The 17,925-nt window shown below is 36.8% G+C and carries 14 protein-coding genes; all 14 read right to left on the reverse strand.

Going from position 1 to position 17,925, the window contains the following annotated elements; all coding sequences use genetic code 11:
- Positions 1–361: 361 nt before the first annotated feature.
- The gene (locus ACMGDK_RS12525) at positions 362–1,045 is read right to left on the reverse strand and encodes a hypothetical protein (RefSeq protein ID WP_436808270.1); all 684 of its coding nucleotides are present in this window, start codon (positions 1,043–1,045) and stop codon (positions 362–364) included.
- Between the two features lies 1 nt (position 1,046).
- Positions 1,047–1,910, reverse strand: coding sequence for a dTDP-4-dehydrorhamnose reductase (gene rfbD / locus ACMGDK_RS12530; protein ID WP_436808271.1), 864 nt, complete (start codon positions 1,908–1,910; stop codon positions 1,047–1,049).
- A 70-nt stretch (positions 1,911–1,980) separates the two neighbouring features.
- Positions 1,981–2,466, reverse strand: coding sequence for an acyl-CoA thioesterase (locus ACMGDK_RS12535; RefSeq protein ID WP_436808272.1), 486 nt, complete (start codon positions 2,464–2,466; stop codon positions 1,981–1,983).
- Between the two features lie 64 nt (positions 2,467–2,530).
- Positions 2,531–3,034, reverse strand: coding sequence for an OmpH/Skp family outer membrane protein (locus ACMGDK_RS12540; RefSeq protein WP_436808273.1), 504 nt, complete (start codon positions 3,032–3,034; stop codon positions 2,531–2,533).
- A 67-nt stretch (positions 3,035–3,101) separates the two neighbouring features.
- On the reverse strand, positions 3,102–3,662 hold the full coding sequence (locus tag ACMGDK_RS12545) for an OmpH/Skp family outer membrane protein (protein WP_436808274.1): 561 nt from the start codon (positions 3,660–3,662) through the stop codon (positions 3,102–3,104).
- A 9-nt stretch (positions 3,663–3,671) separates the two neighbouring features.
- Positions 3,672–6,209, reverse strand: a complete 2,538-nt coding sequence (bamA, locus tag ACMGDK_RS12550) for an outer membrane protein assembly factor BamA (protein ID WP_436808275.1) — start codon at positions 6,207–6,209, stop codon at positions 3,672–3,674.
- A 27-nt stretch (positions 6,210–6,236) separates the two neighbouring features.
- A complete protein-coding gene (uppS, locus tag ACMGDK_RS12555; RefSeq protein ID WP_436808276.1) occupies positions 6,237–6,986 on the reverse strand; it encodes an undecaprenyl pyrophosphate synthase in 750 nt (249 codons plus the stop codon).
- Positions 6,987–6,991: 5 nt separating this feature from the next.
- Positions 6,992–7,882 carry a type IX secretion system protein PorG gene (gene porG / locus ACMGDK_RS12560; protein ID WP_436808277.1) on the reverse strand — a complete coding sequence of 297 codons (891 nt, stop codon included), beginning with the start codon at positions 7,880–7,882 and terminating at the stop codon, positions 6,992–6,994.
- A 213-nt stretch (positions 7,883–8,095) separates the two neighbouring features.
- A complete protein-coding gene (locus tag ACMGDK_RS12565; RefSeq protein WP_436808278.1) occupies positions 8,096–10,594 on the reverse strand; it encodes an exopolysaccharide transport family protein in 2,499 nt (832 codons plus the stop codon).
- Between the two features lie 2 nt (positions 10,595–10,596).
- Entirely contained in the window at positions 10,597–11,451 is an 855-nt protein-coding gene (locus ACMGDK_RS12570; RefSeq protein ID WP_436808279.1) for a polysaccharide biosynthesis/export family protein, read from the reverse strand.
- Between the two features lie 28 nt (positions 11,452–11,479).
- Positions 11,480–12,607, reverse strand: coding sequence for a glycosyltransferase family 4 protein (locus ACMGDK_RS12575; RefSeq protein ID WP_436808280.1), 1,128 nt, complete (start codon positions 12,605–12,607; stop codon positions 11,480–11,482).
- Positions 12,608–12,723: 116 nt separating this feature from the next.
- Positions 12,724–13,710, reverse strand: a complete 987-nt coding sequence (locus ACMGDK_RS12580; RefSeq protein ID WP_436808281.1) for a glycosyltransferase family 2 protein — start codon at positions 13,708–13,710, stop codon at positions 12,724–12,726.
- Positions 13,711–13,915: 205 nt separating this feature from the next.
- The gene (locus tag ACMGDK_RS12585) at positions 13,916–14,983 is read right to left on the reverse strand and encodes a formimidoylglutamase (RefSeq protein WP_436808282.1); all 1,068 of its coding nucleotides are present in this window, start codon (positions 14,981–14,983) and stop codon (positions 13,916–13,918) included.
- 158 nt (positions 14,984–15,141) lie between these two features.
- Positions 15,142–17,700 (reverse strand): type I DNA topoisomerase, encoded by a 2,559-nt coding sequence (gene topA, locus ACMGDK_RS12590; RefSeq protein ID WP_436808283.1) that lies wholly within the window; start codon positions 17,698–17,700, stop codon positions 15,142–15,144.
- Between the last annotated feature and the right edge of the window lie 225 nt (positions 17,701–17,925).

Consider the following 17,925-nt stretch of genomic DNA (forward strand, 5'->3'; position numbering starts at 1 on the left):
CCTTAACCCCTTCTATCACTCCAATCTTTACTCACTCCTGCGCCCCGTTTAACCGGACTGCAAAGATACAAAAAAAAAATTAAAACCCACAACTTTTATTTATTAAAATATTGTAAAGCTCTTTCTCCATATCAAGTAAGCTTTTTCTAAATAGTTATGCTTATCTAAAAGCTCTCCTGCGCTGCTGAACAACTAGCGTTTTTCAGTGGGGCAAAGATAACAACTTATTCAAACGCAAAACAAACTTATTTAACATAAAATTTACAATTATGTAATATAAAATCATAAACTACTGGTATGCAGGGAGAAAAATTTTAAACTTCCGTTTAATTTTTTCCTCTACAGTTGTCAATAAGGATTATTATGGTTTATTTTGGATGTAGATAAGGCTTAAAAACTCTGCATAAGATTTTTCCAATCCGATAATATCGCCGGATTTCAAATTTAAACCACCTGTTCCGGAAGTATCTGATTTTATTTTTAGCGAAGAAATCTGAAAGTACAGGTTTTCCTCATTTGTTTTAGGCTGAACCTTAATAGTAGAGCCTAAAAGCTTCTTTGTTGACAGGGTATACACTTCTCCCGGAATAATATCTAGAGTGATATAAGATCTAGGCGCAAGTAGGTAGTCTTTCTTATTAATATTAATCTTCTGATCTTTATCGGAGGAAGCAAAGACATAAAGTTTTCCGTTCTGATTAATCAGCTTTTCTTTGGGAGTATAATATAAGGCAATCCTGTAGTTAGACGGATTGAGATCCTGAGGAGTACCATCTATATTTTCAAAGGGCTTCAATGAAAAGGTGTTTGCTCCTATTTCTTTTGCTTTTTTATATATTAAGGAAAAAACAGCCGCATCATCTCTGGAAAATCCCTGAACTTCAATTTCTCCCAGATATTCGGCATCCATTGCAGTCTCTGTTTTTTTATACAGGAATTTATCTGTATTATCGTTGGTTTTCTCAACTTTTGAAAGGTATACATTCTGCGCATTGCACAGATGGACGCAAAATATGGAAATGGCAACTGCCAGGTTCTTGATCATATTATTGTTGTGTTAATATTTTAACAGATTCTTCAAGACTGTTTTCCCAGTGTCTAAGTTCTATTTTATATATTTCTTCTATCTTATCTAACGACATTGTACTTCTGGCCGGTCTTTTGGCGGGAGTAGGATATTGTTCTGTTGTAAGAGGATTCAATTTTACTGAAGAGTTTGAAAATTCAGCGATTTTTTTGGCGAATTCAAACCATGTTGTTTCCGGATAATTTGAGAAATGAAAAATACCGAAGGTTTTGTTTTGGGTTCCAATAATATCCATGATTGCTTCTGCAAGATCATTTGCATTGGTAGGCTGTCCAAACTGATCGGCTACAATTCCAAGTTCTTCTTTTTGAGAGAAGAGATTCAGCATTGTTTTAACGAAATTCTTATTGAACTCCGAATACAGCCAAGAGGTTCTCAGAATAATAGTTTTGGGATTAATTTCCAGAGCCAGCTCTTCGCCTTTTCTTTTTGACTGACCATATACTCCGGTTGGATTGGTAAAATCATCTTCTGAGTAGGAAAGGTTTGTATCTCCATCGAATACATAATCGGTGGAAACATGGATAAGGATGCATTTATGATCTGCACAGGCTTGAGCAAGATAGGCTACTCCATCAGCATTGACAGCAAATGCCTTATCTTCTTCTTTTTCGGCTAAGTCAACTGCGGTATATGCCGAAGCATTGATGCAGTAGTCTGGCTTATTATCATAGAAGAAATCATTAACTTCATCTTCATCCGTAATATTCAGGATCTGGGAATCTGTAAATATGAATTCATAGGTATTTTCAAAATCAGGAGCAATTTTTCTGATACAGTTCCCCAACTGACCATTACTTCCTATTACTGCTATTTTTTTCATCTATAATTTATTATTTTTAAGATATACTGTAAACCGGTCTACAAACAGGTTATTTCCCGGCATCACCTGATTACGAATTTTTTGCGTTCTGAGATCTTAAGAATTTCACTCTAGGCTGGAAATCTTTCTGATCAAGATCTACATAGAACTTCCCAAAGGTCTCCCTTATGTCTTGGGGATGAATTTCTGATCTTCTGGTTTTAAGATTGAAATAGATCACTGTAACCCACAGTACAGCATGAACTGTTTTTTCATCCAGGCTTTTCATGAGTATTTCCACTTTAGCCGTCCTGTCCTGAACTTCTATGGTCTTACTGCTGATCACAACCTGAGTATTGTATCTTACTTCTTTTAAATAGGCGATCTCATTTTGAATGGCAATCCATGTACATCCGGTCTTTTTGGTATATTCCTCGTATGTGAATCCATAAAATGTTTCTACATGATCTTCTCTGGCATTGAACATATAGTCTAAATATTTTACATTATTCAAATGTCCTATCGGATCACAATCGCTGAACCTTACTTTTACGGTCGTTGATACTTCTTTTTCCATAGCGCAAAAATAAAAAAACCGCCTTTAAAAGAGGCGGTTAATTTATAAAACTTTGTTAATTTTATTAGTTGATTCCTAATTCTTTTTTAACAGCAGCTGTAGCATCTGCACCAGCCTTGTACACTAATGCACCAGCATTCGCATCCATGATGAACTCGTATCCGCTAGCTTTAGCTACTTTCTCGATTGCATCGTTCAGCTTTTTTTCGATTGGTCCGAAAGCAACATCCTGCTTAGCCTGAAGATCTTTTTGAGCCTTCTCCTGCATCTGTTGGATTTCTTCTCCTAACTTTTTCATTTCTGCTTCTCTAGCAGTGTTTTCTTCGGCAGTTTTTTTAGGAGCTTCAGTTTGATATTGCTGAAATTTAGTTTGAGCAGCATCTGTTTTTTTCTTGATTTCCGCTTGTTTTGCATCTAAGAAAGCTTTTATGTCAGTATCTGCTTTTTTCTTTTCAGGCATTGCATTAAGAACTCCCATTAAATCTACAGTAGCTAATTTCTGAGCTTTTGCCATACTTACCGATACAACCATTATTACCGCGGCAAATAATACACTTAATTTTTTCATAATTGGTAAAATAAATAATTTAATTTGTTTTTAGATTTTAATTTTAAGTAAAAGTTAATTTAAAATTTTACTTTTTACTTTTACTGCTGGTTTTTTCCTTCTTATCAGATGCAGTGGATCCTTTTAATAAGATGGTTAATACTTTTTCTGTGTAATCATATCTTGGCAGAAGGAATAGCACATTGTTATCGGATTTATCAAGAACCGTGCCCAATCCATTTTTCTCAGCCATTGTTTTGACAGCTGTCCAGATCTGATCCTGAAATGGTACAACCAGGTTTGTTCTCAGCTTGGTAATTTCACCGTTAGCTCCGAAACGCAGGCTGGTAGTCGTTTTGATATTTTTTTCAAGATCCATTACCTCTTTTTCTCTAAGCTTTAACTGATCTCCTATCAACAGGACTTTTTCACTTTCAAATGCTGATTTCTTTCTTTCGTATTCTGACTGCAGATTTTGAAGTTCTGACTGCCATGTATCGATCTGAGCGTTCAATCTTGCTTCTGCTTCTTTGTATTGAGGCAGTTTATCTAAAATATAGCCCGTATCTACTATTCCAACTTTCTGGGCGTTTGAAAGGCCGAAAAGCAGGAACAATACAGATGTGAAAATGATTTTAAAGTTCTTCATATATATGAATTATAATGATTGGTTCATCAGGAAGTGTGTTTTCCATCCAGATGGCTCTGTTCCGGAAACAGTTTTGTCAAATCCGTAAGCAAAGTCAAATCCGATCAAACCAAAAGCTCCCATATAAACTCTTACACCAACTCCCACAGATCTTTTCAGCTGGAATGGGTTGTATGTACTCCAGGAGTTCCATACGTTACCACCTTCTGCAAAGGTAAGTGCATAGATTTTGGCTGTTTGGTTCATTGAGATCGGGTATCTTAATTCCAGTGTAAATCTGTTATAGATTGTACCTCCTCCTCTTTGAGTAATATCATCTATTTCTCCTCCGTATGTTGAAGCATTTTCATATCCTCTCAATGGAATCAATTCACGTCCGTCATATCTACCTCCAAATAGGCCTGTACCACCTACATAGAATCTTTCGAATGGCGGAGCACCAAGTTTTTTGTTATACCCATCCATGAATCCCATTTCAGCAGAAGATCTCAGTACAAGTTTTCCTGCAACCTCATTATATACATCAGCCTTGAACTTTATTTTATAGAATTCCATCCACTTGTATTTGTCAACCGGTGACATGGTAGAGTAATCTTTATTGCTGAACAATGAGTAAGGTGCGGTCATTTTCGCAGAAACTTCAATATTTGAACCCATTGTCGGGAAGATAGGGTCAATACCTGCAGAGTTTCTGCTTAAACCTAAGTTAAGACTTAAGTTATTGGCATCACCATAGTATTCTGTAGTATCTCCAAACTGGAACGGATAGTTACTGAATTTATATTTCTGGAACTGGATTCCTGTGTATAATGAGAAGTAGTCATCCGGCCAGTTCAGCAATCTGTTCAGACCTACTGAGGCCGAGAAGATGTTAAGCTTTTGATCAAGCCCGTTACTGTCATTATATTTTACTCTGGAAGTGTTTAAACTTACTGAAAGGGCAGTCGGTTTTGTTCCGAATAACCAAGGCTCTGTAAATGAAATACCATAGTTTTGGAAATACTGTCCTGCCTGAGCCTGAATAGACAAAGTCTGTCCATCTCCCTGAGGTACCGGTTTAAAGTCTTTGAATTTAAGGAAGTTCTTTAAAGAGAAGTTATTGAACGTAAGTCCTAGTGTCCCGATAAAGCTGTTACCTCCATAACCAGCCTGTAGCTGTACCTGAGAAGAACCTTTCTCTACCAGTTTCCAGTTGATATCTACGGTATTATCCTGCTGATTCGGCTGGATATCCTGTCCTACCTGCTGTGGATCAAAGAAGGACATTCCTGCTAAATCGAAGTAGGTTCTTTTAATTTCTGTCTTTTTGAAAAGCTCTCCCGGTTTTGTTCTTAGGGCTCTGAGCACAACATGGTCATGGGTAGTTGTATTTCCCTGCCATGTAACTTTATTCCATGTAGCCTGCTCTCCTTCATTAATTCTGATCTCCAGGTTTACAGCATCTCCTGATACGGATTTTTCTACCGGTGTTACGTTAGAGAAAAGGTAACCGTTATTCATGTACACAGATTTGATATCCGAGTCATCCTCTTTACCTCCGTCTTCTCCTACTTTTTTATTGAAACCTACGGCATCGTAGATATCTCCTTTCTTATATCCTAATAATCTCTGTAAATATTCTGTAGAATAAACGGTATTTCCGGTGAATGTAATATCACCGATATAATACTTTTTACCTTCGTTAAGTTTTACATTGATTTCATAATTATTTCTCTTGTTTCTCCATACGGAATCTGAAACAATCTTGGCATCTCTATATCCTAAAGAGTTATAGTAGCTGATAAGACTCTGTTTGTCTTCCTGGTATTTTTCTTCAATGAATTTTGAAGATTTCAGGATACCTCCGATACCAAATCTTCTCTGTTTGGTTTCTTTGAAGGCTTTTTTTCTAAGCTTTGTATCTGTAACGCTTGGGTTGCCCTCAAATTCGATATGGTCAATTTTTATTCTTTTACCCTTCTCTACATTGATGGTCCAGTCTACCATGGATGGATCATTTGCATTCACTTTGTCCTGAATGGTAATTTTAGCATCAGCAAAGCCCTTTTTCACGTAATCCTGAGGAACCTTAGTTTTAAGGCTAGAAATCAGGTTTTGGGTGATTTTCGTTCCAGGTTTTAGATTGTTGTCCTTTGTGAGTTTTTCGTTTTTAGATTTACCGATCCCTTTACCTGTGAATTTTACTTCTCCAAGTTCTTTAAGATCTTCAAGGTAGAATCTCAAAATTACGGTCTGCCCTTCAATACTCTGAACATAAACTTCAACTTCTGAAAAAGACTGGGTATCCCAAAGCTTTTTAACAGCATTGCTGATTTTCTGTCCCGGAATATCTACAGCTTCTCCTTTAGTTAAGCCAGTAAATCTTAAGATTTGTGCCGGCGTATATTTTTTTACCCCATCTACAACAATGTCTTTAAGAGTGTAAGTTCCTGCTTCATTTTCTGCGTGTACAGCATTATTAACTTTAGTGCTGTCCTGAGGAGTTACTTGTCCATAAAAATGTGCCGAAGCAGCAAACATTATGATGGGTAATAGTCTAAACTTCATTTTATCGAGTCTTTCTTTTCTTTAAATTTATTGGGCATTTATCTGTTCGCCAGTTAAGCCGTATCTTCTTTCTTTATTCTGATAATCAACAATACACTGGAAGAAGATATCTTTTGTAAAATCCGGCCACAAGACATTTAAAAACTGTAGTTCGGCATAAGCAATCTGCCAAAGCAGGAAGTTGCTTATTCTGGTTTCCCCGCTGGTTCTGATCAGCAGGTCTACAGGAGGAAAGTCTTTTGTATAAAGGTAATTTTCGAATAGTTTTTCATCAATATTCTCAATATCAACTTTTCCTTCTTTTACATCGGAACTGATGTTTTTTACGGCATCTAATATTTCATTCTGTGAGCCGTAGCTTATTGCCAGCACTAAATTGCCTTTTGTGTTTTCTTTTGTAAGTTCTACCACACGTTCCAGCTGTTCTCTCACGAGAGAAGGAAGCTTTTCCAGGTTTCCTATAACATGCATTCTGAGTCCTTTGCTAAAGATCTCTTCGGCCTCCAGCAATAAGGTTTCTACCAGCAGATTCATCAGTGTACTTACTTCATCTGCGGGACGGCTCCAGTTTTCAGAAGAAAATGTATACAGTGTTAAATAAGGTATATCAATCTCATTACAGGCATTAATGGCATTTCTTACTGCATTAATGGCATTCTTGTGGCCGAAGGTTCTTTCTTCGCCACGTGTTTTTGCCCATCTTCCATTGCCATCCATAATGATGGCGACGTGTTTCGGTAAATTCTGAGAATTTATTTTATCTTTAATCAACGACATATTAGTTAATCACAGTAGCATGGAGGTCTTCCGAATGAATAGGTAAGTCCTAAACTAAAAGTATTCATCCAGTCCTTAGACCTTTCATCTCCTATATTTCTTTTGTTAATAAGTTCTTGCTCTCTTTCTTTAGAGACCGCATAATAGTTTCCTGACTGTAACAGTGAACCGCCTGTAGTGGGGTCCAAAATATCTGCATTAAAGCTGGACGTTACATCTTTAGAAAGTATTTTACTATGATCAAGCTGATCCGTCAGCGTATATCTAAATGTAGCTTCTGCAAATATAGCCCAATTATGATTGAACTTATACTTTAAACCTACCCCAAAAGGGATATGCATTGTTACTTTTTTTCCTAATGAGTATTCCGGAGTTGATTTAAAGTCCAGTTCATTAAGAGGAGCCTGAGCCACTCCATCCGCATCTCTTCTAAAATCATTTACAAGGTTAGCTTTAGGAGCATCAAACATCAAAGCACCGATACCACCAAAGATGTAAGGGCTCACCATACTTACCTGCTCATTATTGACAGGAAAAAAGTTGTATTCAAACATTAAGCTTGCTTCGTATACGTTATTTTTTCCGTATGAATTTCTATTCACTCTATATTCTTCTTTCGCAGCTTTATCACTAAACTGGATCTGGTTGTATCCCAAGTCCAATCTAACAGTCTGGTGCGGGTTAAAATTAAATCTATATAATAAACCACCATAGAATGGGAAACCCCAATCTGACATTCTGTCTAAATCCAATGGCTTTTGTAAAATATAATTGGTCCTTCCTATGTCCCCAACAAGGTTACTCATACCCAGACGAACTCCCAATTCGTTTCTTTGTGCTTTAACACTTACCACTCCAAGGAAGGCAAGAAAGCTAAACAATAATTTTTTATTCATAAAAGAATATGGATTTATGGTTATTTTAAAATTTAATTTTTGCAAATATAAAACATTTTTATATTAATGATATTCTTAATGTATAGTTAAAAATAAACAAAAAAACATAATTTGTTATAAAGTAAACGGCAAAGTGCCAAAAATATTCTTTTTTCCTTAGATTACCAATACTGAATGTATAAAAAAACCCCCATTTGCTGAGGGTTTAAAACGCTATTTTTTATTAAATATTGTTTGGACCTTATTTCGTATTTTTATTAATAATGGCTCTTTATAATTTTTATCTTCATCAAAATAGCCGTAGCCATATCCGTAGCCATATCCGTAACCATATCCATACCCCTGTTTCTTATTATAGTCATTATATATAAGCCCTAAATGATCAATCTCTCCGTTATGGTATTTCTCAGTGATCATCTTCAGCATATACTTCTCGGTATATTCGTGGCGGACTATATAAATATTAGCATCAGAATGTTTCATCAACTCATAAGAATCTGCCACTAAACCTACCGGCGGTGAATCGATGATGATGAAATCATATTTTTCTTTCAGTTCTTCTAAAAACCCGATATTTCTGTCGCTCATCAAAAGCTCTGAAGGGTTTGGAGGAATCGGTCCGGAAGTCGCCACATCCAGATTCGGAATCCTGGTTTTGTTGATGATCTGTTCTATTTCTACTTCTCCTGTCAGGTAATTGGAGATACCATATTTATTATCAATTTTAAAATCCCCAAAGATCTTAGGCTTTCTAAGGTCCATCCCAAGCAGGATTGTTTTTTTATCACTTAACCCTATCACTGAAGCCAGGTTGATGGAAATATATGTTTTTCCTTCTCCACCGATGGAAGAAGTAATCAAAATAGTTTTCCCTTTACCATCTTCTTTGTTGTTTTCCATCAGGAATCTCATGCTGGCTCTGATTCCTCTGAACGCCTCTGATACGGATGATTTAGGCTGTTCCAAAACGGTAAGCATATTTTCGTTGCTGTTGTTGCCGATAACACCAAGGAGCGGAATTTTTGTTGCACTCAACAGTTCTTTGATGTTTCGAATCTTGTTGTCCAGCACTGCCCCGATCAGAATGAATAGTAATGGAAGCAGCAATAAGCTAAACATAATCCCTGATTTTATTGCTTTCACATTAGGTCCAATCGGTGACTGTCCCAAATTCTTCGCAGGATCTATTACTGTAATATCAGACTGGTTGGTAGCCACTCTCATCTGTGCATCATTCTGCCTGTTCAGAAGGCTGTTATAGGTCGCCTCAATCATACTGTACCCTCTTTCTGCATCTAGATATTTTCTTTCTTTTTCAGGATATGAGGTAAGGTCTGAATTGGCTTCTGCTACCTGACGGTCTATTTTATTGATTTCATCATAATATTTCGTATAATAATTTCGTAAAGAACCGGATGAGCCCGTTCTTGCCTCATTAATAAGCCTGTCTATTTCTTTCATAGGCTCAGAGTTTGGCTTATAGATGGTTGCCATCTCTCTTTTCTTCATATATAAAGCTTTGAGCTCTGCTACAGAAGCTGTAAAGAAGCCATCTTCAAAACCTGCTGCATTGGTACTGATCATTTTATCAAAATCCCTGGCCTGCAGTGTATTTTTGATATTATTCAGTGAGCTGATTTTGCTTATAATATCTGCTTTTTTCGCTTCAAGGTCTTTTATTTTGTCTAAAGACTTTTCGTCTCTGTCTTTGATATTATAAAGTTTTTCAGAAGTTTTCAGATAATTCAGCACCGCTGCACTTGAATCCAGTTTTTTACGGATATCATTTATATTACTCTGAAGATAAATGTCTGTATTCTTGTTGACTATATTTTTGTCTGCCAGCCTTTTCTTCTGAAGCTCGGCTACAGATTTGTTTAAGAAATTAACAGTACTGTTAAGATTAAAACCTTTTTTGGTGATAATCATAATGGTCCCGATTTCTTTGTCAAATTCAACTCCTATTGTAGATACAATATCATTAACACTTTGATTTACAGAGCTAAGCTTTACAATAATATTTTCAAATTTTATTTTAGGAGTCCCTGTATTCTTAAGCAGTCTGAATCTAAGATTCGGGGAGTTGTACCATTCGTTGATTTTTACAATCTTATTAGCGGGTCTGCTATATCCATTTATGGACTGAAATCCTTCCGTTTCGTAATTATATAAATTGGTAGACTGCCCTTCTTCCGGAAGGACCACTTCATAAGAGTCTCCGCCTTTTGGAATAAGGGTGATGGGATAATCAGTCTGCTGAAGATGTTTTCTATCAATCTGCAAAAAGATAGGAGAATCTGTTTTATCAATATAGGTTGACTTAATTAATCCTTTTGTGGAATAATTAACAAAAAGATCAAGCTCTTTTACCAGAAACTCGTTGTGAGATCTTGATAATAGCATTTTTTTCAGATAAACTCCGTCCTGATTTCCGCTCTGTCCCCAGATCAAATTGACAGACTGGCTTGGGGTAAAATAGCTGGAGGTATTATTGGATACGCTCAGAGAAAGATTTGATGCATAAATGCTCTGTGCATAATATTTGCTGTATACCCATGAAATAATGTAGCCGATAAACAGCATAAACACAAACCAATACCAGTTTTTGAGTATTCTTCTTACAAAATGCTCAATATCAAATAATGCAAACGATCCGTACTTTTCCTTCTGGGATTCGTTCTTCCCTATTTTGGTGTCTTTATCTGGAATCATGGTTAAAGGTTTTTAAGAAGCAGATAAATTGATAATGCTGTAGTAATCACCGATACCCCAGTTGTTAAAGTCTGTACAGGGTCTTTTCCGAATCCGTTTAAGCTTTTTCCTCTGGTATTCAGATAGATCTCGTCACCATTCTGTACGTAATAGTACGGAGAATTCATGATATCTTCGCGGGTAAGGTCTATTTTTGCCTTTTTTATTCCTTCGGGCAATTTTCTGTGGATAACGATATTTGTACGGTCAATCGTTCTGTTCAAACCTCCGTTAATAGCTAATGCCTCTGTAATGGTAAGCGTATTTTTGTGCGCCACTTTTTCTCCTGAAAGACCTGTAGTTTCCACATCTCCCAGAATATAATAGGTGATTCCGTTTGTATTGAGCCTTACTTCAGCTTTTCCTTCCTGAAAGTTTTCATTTACTTTTTCCTGAAGCTCCTGAGTAATATCTTCCAGCGTTCTTCCTTCGGCTTTAACAAATCCTATTCCGAATACATTAATATCTCCTTTGGAATCTACCTTCAATCCGTTAAAATAAAAGTTTATATTTCCACCGACGCTAGAGCTACCGGCGCCACCTATACCTATTCCAGAGTTATTCGATCCTCCTGCTCCTCCGGAGGAATTCAAAGATGAATAAAATTGCGCAGCATCTCCCTTGGGAGTGGTTACAATATTAAGGGTAAGAATGTCATTCTTTGTAATTCTGTAAGTAGGAATATTGTAGGGAATAAGTCCTTCCTCATTAATCACCAGGCTTTCGCTTGGCTGCATATACCTTACATCTTTTTTGGTGATGCAGGATGTAATAAAAAAGGGCAATAATAAAAATAAATATTTCAAGTTCTTCATCATATTGGGATGTTATTTGCAAAAGTAAAAATTAAATTCTTATTTTCTTATTATTTCGTAAATGATATATAAGATCTGGAAGATAAGCTCCAAAAAAACCTAATAAAACAATGATCAAAAGAAGGAGATTTATATTGATATGTCTTAAATAATAGGCCACACCTACAATCATCAGATAATAAACAATAATGTAAAATGTGGAGCGCCTATGGGTAAGGTCTAGTTTCAGCAACTTGTGATGAATGTGGTTTTTATCCGCATCAAAAGGTGATTTTTTATTGCACAACCTTACAATAATGACGTTTAAAGTATCCACAATCGGCAGAATAAGAATAGCAACGGCCACTGCCGGTGCAGATTGCAGATGATATCTGGGCACGTTGGGAAGCTCTCTGTCTATGAAGATATCAATAAAGCAGATCGAGGTAAACGCCAAAAGGAAACCGAGAAGCATAGATCCCGTATCTCCCATAAATATTTTATTGGTTCTGTAATTAGATAAATTATAGTATAGAAATGCCAGTACAGTACCTATAATGACAACCGATAAGACAACCAAAGGAAAATTATAGTCTCCCAACCTGTAATAGCTTATTCCGAAAAGGGCGCTGCAGATCACAGAATATCCTCCGGCAAGCCCATCTATTCCGTCAATAAGATTGAAAGCATTGATGAGGATAATAAAAGTAATGATACTGAACAGCACACTTATGAAATAGCTCATTTCATAGATTCCAAATATCCCGAACAAGCTTCTGATTCTAATATCGGACCCTATTACAGCCAATGCAGATACTATGATCTGGGCCACAAGCTTCTTATAGGCTCTCATCACAACAATATCGTCCATTACCCCTATGTACAGAAGGATAATTAACGAAGCAAATAAAAACTTGTAAAGGTCAAAAAGTTCATACGCAAATATGGATGCGCAGATTCCGATTGAATAAAAGATGGCTATCCCGCCAAGATTGGGGATTTTTCTGAGATGCGAACTTCTTATGCCCGGCTCATCCATAAGATTCTTTCTTCTGGAGATCTTAATGATGGTAGGAATAGAGAAAAAGGTAATTAAAAAAGAGAATAGAAAACCCAACCCTATTTTCACGTAAAAAATAGAAATTCCTGATTCGCTTAAGAACAATTCAAAATTCTTCATTTTTTTTTATCAAGCACATCATCAACATCTCTAATAAAACCCGCCAAACACCTCCGCAAGGTGCTAAATTTCAATGTTTTATAAAATGACTGAAATAATTGTACTTATCATTTGTGTTATAACAATTTTCTTATCAGCTTCTTTTGTCCTGCAAAAAATAACAGATAAAATATCTTTTTTTTCAATGGCAAAGATAAAAGATAATTCTTACCAAAACGATTATAGTTTAATATATCTCGAATTTTTATTTTCCTTTCCTTCATAAAAACCGCCAGTTCACCGTCCATTTTATAAAATGTGCCACTGTCTTTTACAAAAGCTAGGTAGGCCAAAAAAGAATATACTCCTTCAAAAATCTGAAAGTTTCTAAGCTCTTTTCTTTTATGGGAATATCCGGATTTTTCAAATACCTTTTCCACATCTTTTACGGCATTCAGGATATCAAGTCCTTTTTCTGTGTGGGTTTTTGTAATAGAATCCGTGCGCTCCAGATACTGATAATGAAAATTCTGTGTCTGGGCCAAAGTTTTACATTCCAGAAGCAGCTGCGGTATCAGCTGAATATCTTCGAAATGGGCTCCTTTTTTAAATCTCTTCTGATCAAAGAGCTCTTTTTTAAACAGCTTGTTGCAGGCAAAGTAACTGAGGTCTGAAAAAACAGAAAAATGATCTTCAAGCTCTATTTTTTCGGACATATTGGGAATCTGAGCGAGTTTCTGAGTTATTTTTCCGTGCTGATCTACTTTCTGGATGTTGCAGATAACCATTTTAGCCTGATGTTTTTCCGCCAGCTGCAACATTTCTTCGAACATCGTTTCCATGACATAATCATCGCTATCTACAAAACCTATATAGTCTCCCGAAGCTCTTTCGATACCAAAATTTCTGGCATCACTCAGACCTCCGTTCTCTTTGTTGAAAGCTTTTATTTTATCCGGAAATTTCCGTGCGTATTCTTCAATAACAAGTTCTGATCGGTCTTTGCTGCCATCATTAATGACCAAAATCTCGATATCCTGAAGAGTCTGGCCAATGAGGGAATCCAGGCATTTTGCCAGGTAATTTTCTACATTATATACGGGAACTATAATTGAAACCTTCATTTTGTGTTTTCTAAAATTAAACAATTCCTTTTGCTACATCTTAAAAAGGCTTTCGTAGATCTTCTTGGTCGATCTACAGTTTGTTTTCCGGTTTTGGAGGAAAAATAACTCTCCTCACCTGCCTAAACTTATTATTCAATAATAAATGAAGCTGGGCACCGGTTACAAACAATATTTGACATTAATTTTTCATCTTTATGCATCATTAAAAAGTCAGCCTGGGATTAAGCATTCCTCTTTTTGCTTCTTCAAAGTCTTTCTTAGAACATGGAATACAGTTTTCAATATTTTCATCTTCTCCAAAATACCATAGATTGCTGAAAGTATCCCTTTTGAAAGCATATTGGTTATCATCAATCAAAACATAGAACAGTTCGTAATGCCTTTCTTTGGGATGAGACCGCTGGATATTGATTCCTTCGATCAGGTACCAGATCATCTGTGCCAGCAGCTGGTGATTCAGCTGACTTTCAGAATAAATATTGTAATTAAAAATTCCTACAGATTTTAAATTCTCACTCAAACCTATTTCTTTCATATAGGCGCAGATCTCTCTTCGATTCAATCCGTTGACCTGAGGGTTCATGGAAAAAGGCTCACTGAAGCTTTCAACAGCATCGCAGTTTAAGGTTACCAAATCTGTTTTCCTGAAGAAAGGCTCTGTTTTTTCGGTGGAATTCATCATTTCAGCAAGACGGATGATATCAAACTCAACGTCTTTGATCAGTCTTATTGAATCTGCTTCGTTCAGGTGTTTCTGGTAACCCAGATGATGATAGTTTTTGATGGAGAAATTCTTGGAACCTAAAATTTTCCCCAAAAAAGTATGCTCATTGATTGTTTCACCCTGTTGTAGAGAAATAATATTGCTGATCTGGGTATAATTAATGTTTTTCTTATGAAAATTCAATGTCGAAAATAATGAGAAAGCAAAATCATTGGATCCGCCGATAATCACAGGAAGGGCTCTTTTGTAATGACACGCCGACAAAACCTCCTGCAGAATATAATGGGAATCCTGAACTGATTTTCCGGAAACCAGATCTCCAAGATCCACGACAGGAACTTCAAAATCTAGCTGCGAAAGTTTATAAAACTCCTTTCTTACCGCTGTAAAATCCTGTACTTCCGCATCACCGCCCGCTCCTCTGTAATCTGAAACAAAGAGAAGAACAATGCTGTCTTCTTTTATATCTTTTGTAATTCTGCTGCCGATCTGCCAGCTTTCTGTTTTGAAATTTCTTGGTGAAATAATAAAATCTTCAAAATCCATATTTTAATCTGAAAACTTGGGAATAGGTTAATTGACTAATTGCTTTACCGAGCAAACATACAAAAAAACCAGAGCAAGTCCATATGCCGTGGCAACTTTTGTTGATAAAAAAAGCCGTTAACACATATTGTTAACGGCTTTGTATAATTATTTTAATATTACTTCTTTTTAGCAGCTGGCTTTTTTGCTGTAGCTGTTTTCTTGGCTGCAGTTTTTTTTGCGGCCGGCTTCTTTTTCTCTGCAAAGGCATTTTTATCCTGGTCTGTGATCCATTTTTTCACCTCATCCAGAGATACATCCTTCAGCTCTTCGGCTTCATATTTTGTATCATCTTTTTTCTTCGGGATCTTGAACATGGCTTTTCCGAATTTAACGAATGGGCCCCATCTTCCGTTTTCAATAGAAATTTTTTCTTTTTCCCACTGCTGGATATATCGGTTGGCTTCTTTTTCCAGCTTGGCATCTATTAATTCGTTGATGTCACTTTGTGAAAGATTATCGAAGTTATATTTTTTTGGAACATTTACAAAAATATCTTTGTATTTAATAAACGGTCCGAATCTTCCTGTTCCTTTGGTTACCGGATCTCCTTTATAAGTAGCGATCGGCGCATCAGCTTTTTTCTTTTCGTTGATGATTTCTTCTGCACGCGCCTGGCTTACAGAAAGAGGATCTTCACCTTTCGGAATACTGATAAACGTTTCTCCCCACTTCACATAAGGTCCGAATCTTCCCACCCCTACAGAAACAGCCTGACCTTCAAATTCATTAAGCTCAAACGGCAATTTGAAAAGCTCCAGTGCTTCAGCCAAAGAGATGGTTGCAATATTCTGCCCGGTCATTAATGATGCAAAGATTGGCTTTTCTTCATCTTCCGTTTCACCGATCTGAATCATCGCTCCGAATCTTCCGATTCTTGCATGAACATTTTTACCGGTCTTAGGATCTACTCCAAGAAGCCTGTCACCATTAGCTCTATCTGCATTTTCTTCTACATCTTCAATTCTCGGGTGGAATTTTGAGTAGAAATTGGTCATCATTTCTTTCCACTTCTGATCTCCGTTCGCAATTTCGTCAAAACTTTCTTCTACTCTTGCTGTGAAGCCATAGTCCAGGATTTCTTTGAAATTATCTGTCAGGAAATCATTAACAACCTCACCGATATCTGTCGGTACAAATTTATTTTTGTCACCCCCGAATTTTTCTTCAAGAACTTCTTTTTTGATCTTATCTTTTGTAAGAGACATCTTAACCACTTCACGGGTTTGAGGATCAATCTCTCTTTTGTCTACATATTCTCTGTTCTGAATGGTCTGGATCGTCGGTGCATAAGTAGACGGACGTCCAATTCCCAATTCTTCCAGCTTTTTTACCAGTCCGGCTTCCGTATATCTTGCGCTTGGTCTTGTAAATTTCTCTGAAGCGGTGATTTTTTTGTAGCTTAAAATTTCACCAACACTTACCTTAGGCAGAAGCTTTTCGTTGTTTTCCTCATCATCGTCTTCTGTCTTTACAATTCCGTAAGCTTTTAGGAAACCATCAAAAATGATTACCTCACCCTGCGCTTCAAAATGCTGGGGCAGTGATGCATTTCCAATTTCGATCACAGTCTTCTCAATTTTAGCATTAGCCATCTGGGAAGCCAGTGTTCTTCTGTATATTAATTGGTATAATCTGTTCAACTGAGCATCACCGATACTTTTCACCGCAAAATCAGTCGGACGGATCGCTTCGTGAGCTTCCTGTGCAGAGGCAGATTTTGTAGTATAATTTCTTGGTGAAGAATATTCAGCTCCATATTCTGAAGTGATCTGCTTTTTCGCGCCTTCGATTGCTTCCTGGGAAAGGTTCACGGAGTCGGTTCTCATATAGGTAATGTATCCTTCTTCATACAGTCTCTGTGCAAGACGCATCGTATTGGTTACGTTATATCCTAATCTTGAAGAGGCTTCCTGCTGTAGGGTGGAAGTGGTAAATGGTGCGGATGCAGAACGTGTTCCCGGTTTTGTTTCAACGTTAAGAACTTTAAATTCTGTAGTTTTTGCTTTTTCAAGGAATTTTTCTGCGTCTTCTTCTTTTTCGAAGTCTTTTTTAAGCTTGGCAGCAATTTCCTGCTCTGCTTTATTTAAGAAGATCCCGTCCAGCTTGAAGCTTGCTTTCGGAACAAACTCGCGGATCTCTTTTTCTCTTTCTACGATTAATCTTACGGCCACAGACTGTACCCTTCCTGCAGAAAGACCCGGTTTTACTTTTTTCCAGAGAACCGGAGACATTTCAAAACCTACGATCCTATCCAACACTCTTCTTGCCTGCTGGGCATTCACAAGATTCTGGTCAATATCCCTGGGATTTTCAATGGCTTTTAGAATGGCATTTTTAGTAATCTCGTGGAAAACAATTCTTTTTCTGTTTTCAGGTTTCAGTTTCAATTCGTCCGCCAGGTGCCATGCAATAGCTTCTCCCTCGCGGTCTTCATCGGAAGCCAGCCATACCATTTCGGCTTTCTTTACGGCAGCCTTTAATTCGGTTACCAGCTTCTTTTTGTCAGCCGAAACTTCATAATCAGGACTGAATGTGGCAAGGTCTATTCCCATTCCTTTTTTGGGAAGGTCGCGGATGTGTCCGAAACTTGATTTCACTTCAAAATCTTTCCCCAAATATTTCTGAATAGTTTTTGCTTTTGCCGGTGACTCTACGATTACTAAATTTTTCGACATTCTAAAAAATTTTTTTGCAAAAGTAAAGCTTTTTTATTATATACATTTTGTTAAAACAGTTTAATTTAATATTTAGATGTGTTTAACATACGTTCCTGAGGGCATTTTTAAAGACATCAAGTCCTTTAAGGCGTACTGTTTAGCTTAAAATTCAGCCTCTGTAAAATAGATGATATAGAATTTTTCATCAACTGTGATAGATACAAGCATATGTATAAAAGCAGA

The organism is Chryseobacterium hilariae, from assembly GCF_051400735.1.
Classification (GTDB): Bacteria; Bacteroidota; Bacteroidia; order Flavobacteriales; family Weeksellaceae; genus Chryseobacterium.